The sequence below is a fragment of the Albibacillus kandeliae genome, from assembly GCF_003116585.1.
GTDB lineage: Bacteria > Pseudomonadota > Alphaproteobacteria > Rhodobacterales > Rhodobacteraceae > Albibacillus > Albibacillus kandeliae.
The window spans coordinates 615702-629045 of the sequence record NZ_QEHM01000003.1 but is presented as its reverse complement, the minus strand read 5'-3'; the positions used below and the strand labels follow the sequence as shown (position 1 = coordinate 629045).

Genomic DNA, 13344 nt, shown 5'->3' with positions numbered 1-13344 from the left:
CGGATGCAAAAAATTTTTCCGGTCGAACACGCCGGACACCAAGCAATTCAGGGAATCGCGCGAAGAACCGCCGGAAGCGGGCCAATCGCGCAAGGCGTTTTGATGGAATCACCGCCTCCTGCGCGCCTATCTTGGCGTAAGTCCAGTGTTGCTATTATGACGACATTCGGCGCCGCCGCGCCGAAGAGCATCCAACAACCATTTGCAATCTTTTCGCTTTACTGCTTAGAAAAAGGCACGAGGCTAGTCTTGGGTGCGCGATTCAAACTGTTTCGAATTGCGCGAATTCTGGAGGTTAACATGAAGAAACTCGTTCTCGCCGCTGCACTGGCAGGTGCCGCTTCGACCGCAACCGCTGGCTCCATGGCTGAGCCGGTAATGGAAGCACCGGTCGTCGTGGAAGAAACCGGTAGCTCCTCGAACGGCATCATCGTTCCGCTGATCATCCTGGCCGTGGTTGCAGCAGCTGCAGCAGCCAACTAAGGTTGATTGGACACGATAAAGAAAGGCGGTGGGTTTCCACCGCCTTTTTTTGTTCCTGATCGAAGTCTGCTCGGGTCACGGGCCAGACGGCCCGATCAGTCGATCCAGCCTGCCAGATTCTCGTCGATCACAGCCGACAGCGCCGCGATATGCGCCGCGTCGTCATTCAGACAGGGAATGTAGGTAAAGGCTTCTCCGCCCGCGCCCACAAAGCTGTGGCGGATCTCCTCGTTGATCTCTTCCAGCGTCTCGATGCAATCGGCGGAAAAGGCCGGGGCGATCACCGCGATGCGACGGGTGCCGTCCTCGCGCGCCAGCCGCGCGACCTCTTCCACGGTATAGGGCTTCAGCCATTCCTCGGGGCCAAAGACCGACTGAAACGTTGTCGCGATCCGGCTGTCATCCCAGCCGAGCCGTTCCTTCAGCAGTCGCGTCGTCTTCTGGCACTGGCAATGGTAGGGGTCGCCCTCCATCAGATAGCGCCGGGGCATCCCGTGGTAGGACACCAGCAGCTTCTCCGGCGCCTGGTCCAGACCGGCATAGGCGCGCTCGACCGATTGGGCGAGCGCATCGATATAGTCGGGGCGGTCGAAGTAGGCTGGCACGGTACGCGCCGAGGGCTGCCACTTTTCCTCCATCAGCGCGCGAAAGAACTGGTCGTTCGCGGTCGCCGTGGTGGCCCCGGCGTACTGCGGATAGAGCGGGAAGAACAGGATGCGCTGGCAGCCCGCCGCGACCATCTCACGGACCTTCGACTTGGTCGAAGGGTTGCCGTAGCGCATGCAGAAATCGACCATCACCCTGTCGCCGTGGCGCGCTGCCATCTGTTCGGCGATCCGGGCGGTCTGGTCGCGCGTGATGGTCATCAGTGGGCTTTCGCCCTTTTCCTCGTTCCAGATCGACTTGTAGGCCTTGCCGCTGGAGAACGGACGCTTTGACAGGATGATCAACTGCAGCAGCGGCTGCCACTTCCACTTGGGATAGTCGATCACCCGGCTGTCCGACAGGAACTCGCCAAGGTAGCGGCGCATCGACCAGTAATCGTAGTTGTCCGGCGTGCCGAGGTTGGCGAGCAGGACGCCGATTTTCTCATCGGGGATCGCGGGGTGCTGATCGGGGGCGTTCGCAGGGCGTGCGGCTGGGTTCATCATGTGGTGCGGTCCTCGGCCTCGGGGTCTGCGGAGCAGATAAAGGCTGACGCGCGCAGGTCAATCCGGCAAGGGCGTTTCCGTCGCACCCAATGCGTCGGCCAGCCGCATCGCGGCCGATCCGGGCCGCAGCGGCTTCTGCTGGCTCTCGTCCGGGGCCCAGCCGGTCAGGCAGGCGATTTCGAAGCTGGCGGTCAACCGGCCCTCGGGCGTGGCAAAATGCGCGGCATAAAGGTCGGCAGCGGCGTCGAAGACCGCGCGGCGCGTCGGGCGGCGCAGCCGGTTCGAGAGCGCATTGGTCTCGCCCATGCCGCGCAGGTCGTGCAGCAGGTGGGTCAGGTCGCGGTAATCGGCGGTCAGGGTCAAGGTATCGGCGACCGGCAAGGCCAGCCCGGCCCGCTGCAGCAGGGCGCCGAGGTCTCGGATCTCGGCCATCGGGGCGACGCGGGGCGACAGACCGCCGGTCACCCGCGTCTCGGCCTCGGCCAGAACCGCGCGGAGCTCCTTCAGCGTGTCGGCCCCGAACAGCAGCGCCAGCAGGAACCCGTCCTTGCGCAGTGCGCGGCGGGCCTGGATCAGCTGGCCGACCGGATCGTTGGCCCAATGCAGGCACATGGCGTGAATCACGAGGTCATGCGCGCCGGGCGCGAGGTCGAGCGCGTCTTCGTCGCCTACGAAACGGGCATCCGGGAAGGACTCCTGCCAGATCGCGGGAAAAGGCGTCACGATGGCCGGCTCGCTAAACGTTCTGTTTACCATCGAGAGCCGATCCTGAACCTCCTCCACCGCCGCGCGGTGCAGGAACAGGGCATCGTCCGACGCGCGCGCGCGGTGCATCAGCAATGCGGACCGGTCGAAAAGGGTGGGTGCGGATGACATGGGCGGAACCTAAGCGCGAAGGCGGGATGTTTCAAACGGCTGTGCAGCTTTTGTATCCCCCGCGATGCATCGGCTGCGGCGCCCTTGTCCAGAGCGATTTCGGACTCTGCGGCACTTGCTGGGGTGACACGCCCTTCATCGGCGGCACCCTCTGCGAGTCCTGCGGGGTGCCGCTCCCCGGTACTGGCGACGGGCATCGCCTGGAATGCGACGACTGCATGGCCACGCCCCGGCCCTGGTCGCAGGGGCGCGCGGCACTGCTCTATCGCGACAAGGCGCGCCAGATGGTGCTGGCGCTCAAGCACGCTGATCGGCCCGAGGTGGTGCGCCCCGCCGCCCTGTGGATGGCCCGCGCGGCGCGCGAGATGCTGCAGCCCGGCATGCTGATCGCGCCCGTCCCGCTGCACCGGAGCCGCCTGTTGATGCGGCGCTACAACCAATCCGCGCTGCTGGTGCAGGCCCTGGCGCGCGAGACGGGGCTGGAGTATTGCCCCGACCTGCTCGTCCGCACGCGCCGCACCGGTTCGCAAGAGGGCAAGTCGGCGGCGGAGCGGTTCGAGAACCTGCGCGGCGCCATCGCGCCGCACCCGGGCCGGACCCATCGGATGCAGGGGCGGCAGGTGCTTTTGGTCGATGACGTCATGACTTCGGGCGCGACGCTGGCCGCCTCGACCGAGGCTTGCCTTGGCGCCGGTGCAACCGGGGTTTGCGTTCTGGTACTGGCGCGCGTCGCCAAGGATGACTAAGTTTCACGTTAACGAAACTTTCATCCGGGGGCTCGCCATGAAGCCGGTCGAAATCTACACCTCGCCCTACTGCGGCTACTGTCATGCGGCCAAGCGGCTGCTGACGCAGAAAGGCGTCGCATTCAGCGAGATCGACGTGATTCAGAACCCCGACCGCAAGGCCGAGATGATCCAGCGCGCCCATGGCGGCTATACCGTCCCGCAGATCTTCATTGGCGAGGATCACGTGGGCGGCTGCGACGATCTCTATGCGCTGGAGCGTGACGGCAAACTCGATCCGCTGCTGGCCGCCTGATGAAGACGGCCCTTGTCCAGCTGACGTCGAGCGACGATCCCGAGGCCAACCTCGCGGTGACGCGCGGCTACATCGAAGAAGCCGCCGCCGCGGGAGCCGGGTTCGTTTTGACCCCCGAGGTGACGAACTGCGTTTCGGGCAGCCGCAAGCGACAGCAGGCAGTGTTGCAGCACGAAGAAGACGACCTCACGCTCGCCGGTCTAAGGCAGACGGCTGCCGACCTTGGCATCTGGCTGCTGATCGGCTCGCTGGGGCTCAAGACCAATGACGCCGACGGACGCTTTGCCAACCGCTCGTTCATGATCGGCCCCGATGGTACGGTGCGGGCGAAATACGACAAGATCCACATGTTCGACGTGGATGTGACCCCCGAGGAAACCTACCGCGAATCCGATGGCTACCGCCCCGGAACGCGCGCCGTTCTGGCCGAGACCGATTTCGCGCCGGTGGGCATGACCATCTGCTACGACATCCGGTTTTCCCATCTCTACCAGTGTCTTGCGCAGGCCGGGGCCCGGGTACTGACTGTTCCGGCAGCGTTCTCGCATGTGACCGGCGCGGCCCATTGGGAATCGCTGCTGCGCGCACGCGCGATCGAGACGGGGTGCTTTGTCCTCGCCCCGGCGCAGACGGGCGTCCATGCCACGACCGAGGGCAAGACCCGTCGCACGCATGGGCACAGCCTTGCCGTTTCGCCCTGGGGCGAGGTGCTGGTCGACGCGGGAACGGAACCGGGCATTCACATTTTTGACATGGATGCTACATCTGTGGACATTGCCCGCAAAAAAGTGCCGTCCCTGACCCATGTCAGACCTTTCGACGGTCCCTGACCGGAAAGACGTATGCCCGAAGACAAGAACGCTCTGGCTGTCGCCTTGTTCAGCGAAGTCCTGACCGCCGACCAGCTGGTGCGCAACCGGCTGTCCAAGGTCTTGCCGAAGGGTATGGAGATCTCGCACTTCTCGGTTCTGAACCACCTCTGCTTTGTCGGGCAGGAACGGTCACCCGCGCAGTTGGCCCACACGTTTCACGTGACCCGCGGGGCCATGACCAACACGCTGAACAAGCTCGAATGGGCGGGCTACGTCCACATCCGCCCCGATTGGGACGATGCGCGCCGCAAGATGGTGGCGATCAGCCCGGCCGGACGGCAGGCCCGTGACCACGCGGTGGCCTCGATCACGCCACTGATCAACGAGGTCGTCGGCGACATGGGCGCCGAGAAGGTGCGCATGGTTCTGCCGGTCCTGCGCGAGCTGCGCGCCCGGCTCGAGCCGGGCGACTGAGCCGTCAGGCCGCCGGTTTCAGCGAGGCGGTGACGTAGTTGACCGACAGGTCGCGCGCCGAGATGCTCCAGCTCCACAGCAGCGGGTTGAACACGAAACCCTTGCGGTCCACCGGTTCCAGACCGGCCTCGCCCAGCAGCGCAACCAGTTCGTCCGGCGTGATGAACTTGGCCCAGTCATGGGTCCCGCGTGGCAGCCAGCGCATCACCACCTCGGCCCCGACGATGGCGACGGCATAGCTCTTGGGATTGCGGTTGATGGTCGAACAGATGTGGAGCCCACCGGGCCGCAGCAGATCGTGGCAGGCAGTAAGATAGGCCAGCGGATCCGCCACGTGCTCGACGACTTCCATGTTCAGGACGACATCGAACTGCTCTCCGGCAGCGGCCAGCGCCTCGGCAGTGGTGTTGCGATAATCGATATCGAGCCCGGACTGTTCGGCGTGAATCTGTGCAACCGGGATGTTGCGCTCGGCGGCGTCTGCACCCACCACCTCGGCACCCAGCCGGGCCATCGGTTCCGAGAGCAGCCCGCCGCCGCAGCCGATGTCGAGCAGCCGCAATCCGGCAAAGGGTTTGGGAGCGGAAAGGTCGCGGTCGAACTCGCCCGCGATCTGGCGGGTGATGTAGTCCAGACGGCAGGGATTCATCATGTGCAGAGGTTTGAACTTGCCGGTCGGATCCCACCATTCCGCGGCCATGGCTTCGAACTTGGCGACTTCCGCGGCATCAATCGTCGACTGCGTCATTTACATTCCAATCTCAGCATGACCTTTTTGTAGCGGAGTACTATATAGGTCTTCGATGGACAAACACCCGGACCAGAAACGCGCAGTTCAGTATCTTTATCCGCCACTCGACCCGTTCGATCAGCGGATGATGGATGTTGGACAGGGCCACCGCCTCTATGTCGAGCAATGCGGCAATCCTCAAGGTATTCCGGTCGTGGTGCTGCACGGCGGTCCCGGCGGCGGGTGCAGCCCCGCGATGCGGCGCTATTTCAACCCGGACGTCTACCGTGTGATTCTGTTCGACCAGCGTGGTTGTGGCCGGTCGCGGCCCCATGCCTCGGTCGAGGATAACACCACCTGGCACCTCGTGGCGGATATCGAGTTGATCCGCGAGGAACTGGGCATTTCCCAGTGGATCGTCTTCGGTGGCAGCTGGGGCGCCACGCTTGCCCTGATCTATGCCCAGTCGCATCCCGACCGGGTCAGCCAGCTGGTGCTGCGCGGTGTCTTCCTGATGACCAAGGCCGAGCTCGACTGGTTCTATGGCGGTGGTGCCGGGCGGTTCTGGCCCGAGACCTGGGCGCGTTTCGTCGCGCCGATCCCGGAAGAGGAACGCGGCGACCTGATTGGCGCCTATCACAAGAGGCTGTTCTCGGGCGACCTCATGGTCGAAACCCGGCTTGGGCGCTCTTGGTCAGCGTGGGAAAACGCGCTCGCCTCGGTGCATTCGAACGGCGCGTCGGGTGAAAGCCCGGGGGACTATGCCCGCGCCTTCGCCCGGCTGGAAAACCACTACTTCATCAATGCCGGCTTCCTCGAGAAGGATGGCCAGATCCTCGACCAGATGGATCGCATCGGGCATATTCCCGGCATCATCGTTCAGGGCCGCTACGACATGATCTGCCCGCCCGTCTCGGCGTGGGAACTGTCGCAGCGCTGGCCGGCCGGTCGGCTCAAGCTGATCCGCAACGCGGGGCATGCCCTGTCCGAGCCGGGCATCAGCGCCGAACTGGTCCGCATCATGGACGAGATCGCCGAGGATCTGCGGCAATGACCCGGATCGACCGTCGCGCGCTCTTTACCTCCGGTGCGGCCGCCGCGCTTCTCGCGGCCTCCGGCGTTTCGGCCAAGGCCCGCCCGAGCCGTGGCGGTGTCCTGCGCATGGCGGTCCCGCGGGATGGCAGCCTTGCCCGGATCGCGCGCGGCGCGGCCTTCGACGGGCTGACCGAGATCGGGCCCGACGGCATCCTTCGCCCCGACCTCGCGCTCGCATGGCAGAGCAACCCCGGCGCGACCGAATGGACCTTTGGTTTGCGCCGCGATGCCCGTTTCTCGGACGGAACCCCGTTCCAGGCGCGTCACGTTTCTACCGCGCTGGGCGCGCTGCCGGATTTGCAGGAGCTCCGCGTGCTGGACGCGCACAGCCTGCAGGTCACGCTGAGCCGCGGGAACCCCGACCTTCCCGTGCTGCTGGCCGATGCGGCCTTTGCCATCGGCCTGCCGCTCGACGGCACGGAATACGGCACCGGCGTCTACCATGTCACCCGGATGGACGAGGTGCGCCACCTGCAGGCGATGCGCGTGGCGCAGCACTACAAGGATGGGCACGCCGGCTGGGCCGACCGGATCGACGTGGTCGTCATTCCCGACCCGGTGGTGCGGGCCGAGGCGCTGCGCGACGGCTACGTGGATCTTGCCTACCTGCCGGACGCCACCGTGCTGGACGGCAGCGACCGCTACCAGTTCCATCCCGCCGCCGACCGCTTGGCGATTGCCGCGCGCCACGGCGTCGGAATTCCGCCGGTGGTCAGTGCGCGCAGCCCGCTGGATGACGGGCGGATCGCCGCCCGCTGGTGGATCGCCTGATCCCCGGGGCTTTTCCCGCTTGCAGATTCGGTCAGGGATGCGTATATCCCCCTCGACAGCGGCGCGCTGGGCACCTCGCCCAGGGCTCCACCGGGTAAGTTCAACGGGCCGCGGGCCCGTTTTTTTGTTTTTGGACCTATGACAAACGATCTGATCGCCAAGGCCGCAATCGACAGGCGTCTCGCCGAGATCATCACCCCCGTCATCGAGGACATGGGGTTCGAACTCGTGCGGATCCGGCTGATGTCGGGCAAGTCGACGACACTGCAGATCATGGCCGACAAGCCTGACGGCGGGATCGAGGTGGACGACTGCGCCGAGATCTCGAACGCCGTGGGGGCCGTGCTGGACGTCGAGGACCCGATCCTCGACGAGTATACGCTCGAAGTGTCGAGCCCCGGCATCGACCGCCCGCTGACGCGGCTCAAGGATTTCGACACCTACGAAGGTTACGAGGCCAAGATCGAAACCTCGGAGATGATCGACGGGCGCCGCCGCTTCAAGGGCGTGCTGGCCGGGATCGAGGGCGACGAGGTTCTGATCAACGTCGACGGTGGCGGCAACGAGATCGTCACCATCGGGCTCCAGTTCGACTGGCTGTCTGATGCCAAGCTGGTCCTGACCGACGAGCTGATCAAGGAAATGCTGAGGCAGCGGAAGGCGTCGGGCTCGGCCCCGGAGACGCTCGACGAATCCGCCTTTGACGAAATCGAGACCGAGGTCTCTTCTGAGGAGAATGAATGATGGCAATCACCTCTGCAAACCAGCTGGAGCTGTTGCAAACCGCCGAGGCCGTCGCCCGGGAAAAGATGATCGACCCCGGCCTGGTGATCGAGGCGATGGAAGAGAGCCTCGCCCGTGCCGCCAAGAGCCGCTACGGCGCCGAGATGGACATTCGCGTCAAGATCGACCGCAAGACCGGCCGCGCGACCTTTACCCGCGTCCGCACCGTGGTTGCCGATGAAGACCTCGAGAACTACCAGGCCGAGTTCACCGTGGACCAGGCCAAGCAGTACATGGCCGACCCGGAGATCGGTGACACCTTCGTCGAGGAAGTGCCCCCGGTCGAGCTGGGCCGGATCGCGGCGCAATCCGCCAAGCAGGTGATCCTGCAGAAGGTGCGCGAAGCCGAGCGTGACCGCCAGTACGAGGAATTCAAGGACCGCGCCGGCACCATCATCAACGGTGTCGTCAAGCGCGAGGAATACGGCAACGTCATCGTCGACGTGGGCGCTGGCGAAGCGATCCTGCGCCGCAACGAGAAGATCGGCCGCGAAGCCTATCGCCCGAACGACCGCATCCGCTGCTACATCAAGGATGTGCGCCGCGAGCCCCGCGGCCCGCAGATCTTCCTGTCCCGCACCGCGCCCGAGTTTATGGCCGAGCTCTTCAAGATGGAAGTGCCGGAAATCTATGACGGCATCATCGAGATCAAGGCCGTGGCCCGTGACCCGGGTTCGCGCGCCAAGATCGCCGTTATTTCCTACGACAACTCGATCGACCCCGTCGGCGCTTGCGTCGGTATGCGCGGGTCGCGCGTGCAGGCCGTGGTGAACGAACTGCAGGGCGAAAAGATCGACATCATTCCGTGGAACGAGGACCAGCCGACCTTCCTCGTCAACGCGCTGCAACCGGCGGAAGTCACCAAGGTGGTTCTCGACGAGGAAGCCGAGCGGATCGAAGTCGTGGTTCCGGAAGAACAGCTGTCGCTGGCCATCGGCCGCCGCGGTCAGAACGTGCGTCTGGCGTCGCAGCTGACCGGACTCGACATCGACATCATGACCGAGGAAGAAGAGAGCCGCCGCCGTCAGGCCGAGTTCGAGCAGCGCACGCGCCTGTTCATGGACACGCTGGACCTCGACGAGTTCTTTGCCCAGCTGCTGGTGTCCGAAGGGTTCACCAACCTCGAGGAAGTCGCCTATGTCGACGTCGACGAGCTGCTGGTGATCGACGGTGTGGACGAAGGCACTGCCGAGGAACTGCAGGCCCGCGCCCGCGACTACCTCGATGCGCAGAACAAGGCCGCACTTGAAAACGCCCGCGCGCTGGGTGTCGAGGACAGCCTGGTTGAATTCGAGGGTCTGACACCCCAGATGATCGAGGCACTGGCCAAGGACGGCGTGAAGACGCTGGAAGATTTCGCGACCTGTGCAGACTGGGAACTGGCCGGTGGCTGGACCACGGTCGATGGCGAGCGGGTGAAGGACGACGGTATTCTCGAGCCCTTCGACGTTTCGCTTGAAGAGGCGCAGAACCTCGTCATGACCGCCCGCATCCTTCTCGGCTGGGTCGATCCGACCGAGCTCGAAGAGGAAGAGGCGGAAGAAGATGAAGACGCAGAACTGACGGCTGATGACGTCTTCGCACCGGAGGCAAGGGCCTGAGGCCCGTGCCCTGGAGCGTGACACATGAGCCGCGGTGGTGCAAAACCCGATCGTGACGGCGATCCGGAGCGCAAGTGCATTGCGACAGGCGAGGTTCAGCCCAAGAACGGGCTGATCCGCTTTGTCGTCGGTCCGGACGGACAGGTTGTCCCCGACATCCTCGGCAAGTTGCTGGGTCGAGGGGTCTATGTTGCGGCCGACCGGGCCGCGCTGGAAAAAGCCGTGGCGAAGAAGCTCTTCGCCCGCGGCCTGAAACAGCCGGTCAGCGTGCCCGACGGTCTCGTCGCCGAGGTCGAGCAGCAACTGGCGCGACGGGTCATCGACCTGATCAGCCTCGCCCGCAAGTCGGGCGATGCGGTCGCCGGATACGAGAAGGTCAAGGACTGGCTGGACCGCGAGGACGCCGAGATCCTGATCCAGGCCGCCGATGGTTCGGGTCGGGGAAAGTCGAAACTGAGTACGCCGCATTTCGGCCGCTACATCGGCTGGCTGACGGCCGATGAGTTGGGCATGGCCTTCGGGCGGCAAACTGTGATACATGCAGCGCTCGCCTCTGGTGGACTCAGCCATCGTGTTGTAGAGGAAGCGCAGCGGCTGCGCGGATTGCGCGAAACTGAGAGCGGCAAGGGCCGTTCGGAAGGAAAAAGAGCTTAATGAGCGATACTGACGGCAAGAAGACATTGGGTTTGCGTGGCGGCTCCCGGCCTGGGAACGTGAAACAGAGTTTCAGCCACGGGCGGACCAAGAATGTCGTTGTGGAAACCAAGCGCAAACGCGTTGTGGTTCCCAAGCCGGGCGCGTCAAAAGCTGGCGGCGCCGGTGGCGCACCGCTGGGTGATCCCTCCAAGCGGCCCGCAGGCATTTCCGATGCCGAGATGGAACGCCGGATGAAAGCACTCGCTGCCGCCAAGGCCCGCGAGGCCGAGGAAGATGCGCGCCGTGCGGCCGAGGAAAAGGCCCGCGAGGAAGAACGCGAGCGTCGTCGCGCCGAGGCAGAGGCCAAGGAACGCGAAGAGCGCGAGCTGGAAGAGGCGCTGAAAGCCAAGGCGCAGGAAGAGGAGCGCCAGAAGCGTGAGGCGGAAGAAGCCGCGCGCCGTGCCGCTGCCGAGCCTGCCCCGGCGCCCGAAGAAAAGAAAACCGATGCCGCGCGCGCGCCCAAGCAGCCCGCCGCACCGTTGCCGTCGCGTCGCAACGATGACGGCGAGCGCGAGCAGCGCCGTGGCAAGGGCCGCGACGACAACCGTCGCGCCGGCAAGCTGACCCTGAACCAGGCGCTTTCGGGCGGTGAAGGCGGGCGTCAGCGGTCGATGGCCGCGATGAAGCGCAAGCAGGAACGCGCCCGCCAGAAGGCGATGGGCGTGGCCGAGCGTGAAAAGATCGTGCGTGACGTTCAGGTTCCCGAGGCGATCGTCGTTTCGGAACTGGCCAACCGCATGGCCGAGCGCGTCGCTGACGTGGTCAAGGCACTGATGCAGAACGGCATGATGGTCACCCAGAACCAGACCATCGACGCCGATACCGCGGAACTGATCGTCGAGGAATTCGGCCACAAGATCGTCCGCGTGTCGGATGCCGACGTCGAAGACGTGATCCAGACTGCCGACGACAAGGCCGAAGACCTGGAGCCGCGCGCTCCGGTGGTCACCATCATGGGCCACGTCGACCACGGCAAGACCTCGCTGCTGGATGCCATCCGCAACGCCAAGGTCGTGGCGGGTGAAGCCGGCGGGATCACGCAGCACATCGGCGCCTATCAGGTGAAAACCGACGACGGTCAGCTGCTGACCTTCCTCGACACCCCGGGCCACGCCGCCTTTACCTCGATGCGCTCGCGTGGTGCACAGGTGACGGACATTGTTGTGCTCGTCGTTGCCGCGGATGACGCGGTGATGCCGCAGACCGTCGAAGCGATCAACCACGCCAAGGCCGCCAAGGTGCCGATGATCGTGGCGATCAACAAGATCGACAAGCCGCAAGCGAACCCGACCAAGGTGCGCACCGACCTGCTGCAACACGAAGTTGTCGTGGAACAGATGTCCGGTGAAGTGCAGGACGTTGAAGTGTCGGCGACGACTGGTCAGGGTCTCGATGACCTGCTGGAAGCCATTGCGCTGCAAGCGGAAATCCTCGAGCTCAAGGCCAACCCGAAGCGCGCGGCACAGGGCGCCGTCATCGAAGCGCAGCTCGACGTGGGCCGTGGTCCGGTGGCAACCGTCCTCGTGCAGAACGGCACCCTCAAGCAGGGCGACATCTTTGTCGTCGGCGAGCAGTGGGGCAAGGTTCGCGCGATGGAGAACGACAAGGGCGAGCGGGTCAAGGAAGCTGGCCCCTCGGTTCCGGTCGAGGTTCTGGGTCTCAACGGTACGCCCGAGGCCGGCGACGTTCTGAACGTGGTCGACACCGAGGCGCAGGCCCGCGAGATCGCCGAGTACCGCGAGAAGGCGGCCAAGGACAAGCGCGCGGCTGCCGGTGCGGCCACGACCCTCGAACAGCTGATGGCCAACGCCAAGGCGAACGAGAACGTCACCGAGCTGCCGATCCTCGTGAAGGCCGACGTGCAGGGTTCTGCCGAGGCCATCGTTCAGGCGATGGAGAAGATCGGCAACGACGAAGTCCGCGTGCGCGTGCTGCACTCGGGTGTGGGCGCCATCACCGAGACCGACGTTGGTCTCGCCGAAGCGTCCCGCGCGCCGATCATGGGCTTCAACGTTCGTGCCAATGCCTCGGCCCGTAACACCGCCAACCAGAAGGGCGTGGAGATCCGGTACTACTCGGTGATCTACGACCTCGTGGATGACGTTAAAGCGGCCGCATCCGGCCTGCTCTCGAACGAAATCCGCGAGCACTTCATCGGCTACGCGCAGATCAAGGAAGTCTTCAAGGTTTCCGGCGTCGGCAAGGTTGCCGGCTGTCTGGTCACCGAGGGCGTCGCCCGCCGTTCGGCTGGGGTTCGCCTGCTGCGCGACGACGTGGTGATCCACGAAGGTACCCTGAAGACGCTCAAGCGCTTCAAAGACGAAGTGGCCGAGGTCCAGTCGGGCCAGGAATGCGGTATGGCCTTCGAGAACTACGACGATATCCGCCCGAACGACGTGATCGAGATCTTCGAGCGCGAAGAGGTCAAGCGGACGCTGGCCTGATCGTTCAGAACGGCAAGAACAGAGAAAGTCCCGGACATTTGTCCGGGACTTTTTTCTTGCGTCAGCGCGATTGAATCATGGGGACAACAAAAAAGGCACGGTCGGTGGACCGTGCCTTTCCCGTATTCTCTGGGGGCAAAAAAACCTGTCAGGCCGCGGACTTGACCGGGGTACCTTTATAGGTCGTCTTGCCGTCGCGTACCGCGATCTTGCCATCCGGGTATGCCTGAACGAACAACCCCTGGATGGAAATCGAAGTACCAATCGTGATCGTACGAAGCATTACACATCCTCCTCGGAAGAACCGGACGTAACCGTAGGAAGGATTTATAAAGTCAATCGAATAGTAAATCGAGCAAATTCATTGGGAACATTGGCAGAAATTTT

Annotated in this window: 15 protein-coding genes; 11 read left to right on the top strand and 4 right to left on the bottom strand. The window is 64.3% G+C overall.

Annotated elements, in window-relative coordinates; all coding sequences use genetic code 11:
* The first annotated feature begins 300 nt into the window (after positions 1-300).
* Complete coding sequence (locus tag DDT93_RS08900; RefSeq protein WP_109465440.1) at positions 301-483, top strand: hypothetical protein; 183 nt, start codon at positions 301-303, stop codon at positions 481-483.
* A 95-nt stretch (positions 484-578) separates the two neighbouring features.
* Here the strand turns inward: DDT93_RS08900 and hemH are convergent, their stop codons facing one another.
* Together hemH and DDT93_RS08890 are read right to left on the bottom strand one after the other, a co-directional pair.
* Complete coding sequence (gene hemH / locus DDT93_RS08895) at positions 579-1631, bottom strand: ferrochelatase (protein WP_408607924.1); 1053 nt, start codon at positions 1629-1631, stop codon at positions 579-581.
* Positions 1632-1691: 60 nt separating this feature from the next.
* Complete coding sequence (locus tag DDT93_RS08890) at positions 1692-2510, bottom strand: methyltransferase domain-containing protein (RefSeq protein ID WP_109465438.1); 819 nt, start codon at positions 2508-2510, stop codon at positions 1692-1694.
* 26 nt (positions 2511-2536) lie between these two features.
* Between DDT93_RS08890 and DDT93_RS08885 the strand changes: the two genes are divergently transcribed.
* The 4 genes from DDT93_RS08885 to DDT93_RS08870 are packed head-to-tail and all read left to right on the top strand — an operon-like array spanning position 2537 to position 4837.
* Positions 2537-3256, top strand: a complete 720-nt coding sequence (locus DDT93_RS08885; protein ID WP_109465437.1) for a ComF family protein — start codon at positions 2537-2539, stop codon at positions 3254-3256.
* 37 nt (positions 3257-3293) lie between these two features.
* The gene (grxC, locus tag DDT93_RS08880) at positions 3294-3551 is read left to right on the top strand and encodes a glutaredoxin 3 (protein WP_109465436.1); all 258 of its coding nucleotides are present in this window, start codon (positions 3294-3296) and stop codon (positions 3549-3551) included.
* Positions 3551-4381, top strand: a complete 831-nt coding sequence (locus DDT93_RS08875; RefSeq protein WP_109465435.1) for a carbon-nitrogen hydrolase family protein — start codon at positions 3551-3553, stop codon at positions 4379-4381. The genes grxC and DDT93_RS08875 overlap by 1 nt, the downstream gene beginning before the upstream one ends.
* A gap of 12 nt (positions 4382-4393) precedes the next feature.
* Entirely contained in the window at positions 4394-4837 is a 444-nt protein-coding gene (locus tag DDT93_RS08870) for a MarR family winged helix-turn-helix transcriptional regulator (protein WP_109465434.1), read from the top strand.
* Between the two features lie 4 nt (positions 4838-4841).
* On the opposite strand, the gene ubiG is transcribed toward DDT93_RS08870, so the two are convergent.
* Entirely contained in the window at positions 4842-5585 is a 744-nt protein-coding gene (gene ubiG / locus DDT93_RS08865; protein WP_109465433.1) for a bifunctional 2-polyprenyl-6-hydroxyphenol methylase/3-demethylubiquinol 3-O-methyltransferase UbiG, read from the bottom strand.
* 55 nt (positions 5586-5640) lie between these two features.
* Between ubiG and pip the strand changes: the two genes are divergently transcribed.
* The 6 genes from pip (at position 5641) to infB (ending at position 12957) form a co-directional block, all read left to right on the top strand.
* Positions 5641-6621: a prolyl aminopeptidase gene (pip, locus tag DDT93_RS08860; protein ID WP_109465432.1), complete on the top strand. Its 981-nt coding sequence runs from the start codon at positions 5641-5643 to the stop codon at positions 6619-6621.
* Positions 6618-7433, top strand: a complete 816-nt coding sequence (locus tag DDT93_RS08855) for an ABC transporter substrate-binding protein (RefSeq protein WP_109465431.1) — start codon at positions 6618-6620, stop codon at positions 7431-7433. Before pip ends, DDT93_RS08855 begins: the two co-directional genes overlap by 4 nt.
* 138 nt (positions 7434-7571) lie before the next feature.
* Positions 7572-8177 (top strand): ribosome maturation factor RimP, encoded by a 606-nt coding sequence (rimP, locus tag DDT93_RS08850; protein ID WP_109465430.1) that lies wholly within the window; start codon positions 7572-7574, stop codon positions 8175-8177.
* Positions 8177-9817, top strand: coding sequence for a transcription termination factor NusA (gene nusA / locus DDT93_RS08845; RefSeq protein WP_109465799.1), 1641 nt, complete (start codon positions 8177-8179; stop codon positions 9815-9817). The genes rimP and nusA overlap by 1 nt, the downstream gene beginning before the upstream one ends.
* Before the next feature lie 24 nt (positions 9818-9841).
* Complete coding sequence (locus DDT93_RS08840) at positions 9842-10471, top strand: RNA-binding protein (protein ID WP_109465429.1); 630 nt, start codon at positions 9842-9844, stop codon at positions 10469-10471.
* Positions 10471-12957: a translation initiation factor IF-2 gene (infB, locus tag DDT93_RS08835; RefSeq protein WP_109465428.1), complete on the top strand. Its 2487-nt coding sequence runs from the start codon at positions 10471-10473 to the stop codon at positions 12955-12957. The genes DDT93_RS08840 and infB overlap by 1 nt, the downstream gene beginning before the upstream one ends.
* 148 nt (positions 12958-13105) lie before the next feature.
* Here infB and DDT93_RS27055 read toward each other — a convergent pair whose 3' ends face one another.
* Positions 13106-13240 (bottom strand): hypothetical protein, encoded by a 135-nt coding sequence (locus tag DDT93_RS27055; RefSeq protein WP_269800945.1) that lies wholly within the window; start codon positions 13238-13240, stop codon positions 13106-13108.
* Positions 13241-13344 lie beyond the last annotated feature (104 nt).

Coding starts and splice junctions, on each gene's coding strand:
- DDT93_RS08900 (WP_109465440.1), top strand. CDS start 301: ATGAAGAAACTCGTTCTCGCCGCTGCACTGGCAGGTGCCGCTTCGACC.
- hemH (WP_408607924.1), bottom strand. CDS start 1,631: ATGAACCCAGCCGCACGCCCTGCGAACGCCCCCGATCAGCACCCCGCG.
- DDT93_RS08890 (WP_109465438.1), bottom strand. CDS start 2,510: ATGTCATCCGCACCCACCCTTTTCGACCGGTCCGCATTGCTGATGCAC.
- DDT93_RS08885 (WP_109465437.1), top strand. CDS start 2,537: ATGTTTCAAACGGCTGTGCAGCTTTTGTATCCCCCGCGATGCATCGGC.
- grxC (WP_109465436.1), top strand. CDS start 3,294: ATGAAGCCGGTCGAAATCTACACCTCGCCCTACTGCGGCTACTGTCAT.
- DDT93_RS08875 (WP_109465435.1), top strand. CDS start 3,551: ATGAAGACGGCCCTTGTCCAGCTGACGTCGAGCGACGATCCCGAGGCC.
- DDT93_RS08870 (WP_109465434.1), top strand. CDS start 4,394: ATGCCCGAAGACAAGAACGCTCTGGCTGTCGCCTTGTTCAGCGAAGTC.
- ubiG (WP_109465433.1), bottom strand. CDS start 5,585: ATGACGCAGTCGACGATTGATGCCGCGGAAGTCGCCAAGTTCGAAGCC.
- pip (WP_109465432.1), top strand. CDS start 5,641: ATGGACAAACACCCGGACCAGAAACGCGCAGTTCAGTATCTTTATCCG.
- DDT93_RS08855 (WP_109465431.1), top strand. CDS start 6,618: ATGACCCGGATCGACCGTCGCGCGCTCTTTACCTCCGGTGCGGCCGCC.
- rimP (WP_109465430.1), top strand. CDS start 7,572: ATGACAAACGATCTGATCGCCAAGGCCGCAATCGACAGGCGTCTCGCC.
- nusA (WP_109465799.1), top strand. CDS start 8,177: ATGGCAATCACCTCTGCAAACCAGCTGGAGCTGTTGCAAACCGCCGAG.
- DDT93_RS08840 (WP_109465429.1), top strand. CDS start 9,842: ATGAGCCGCGGTGGTGCAAAACCCGATCGTGACGGCGATCCGGAGCGC.
- infB (WP_109465428.1), top strand. CDS start 10,471: ATGAGCGATACTGACGGCAAGAAGACATTGGGTTTGCGTGGCGGCTCC.
- DDT93_RS27055 (WP_269800945.1), bottom strand. CDS start 13,240: ATGCTTCGTACGATCACGATTGGTACTTCGATTTCCATCCAGGGGTTG.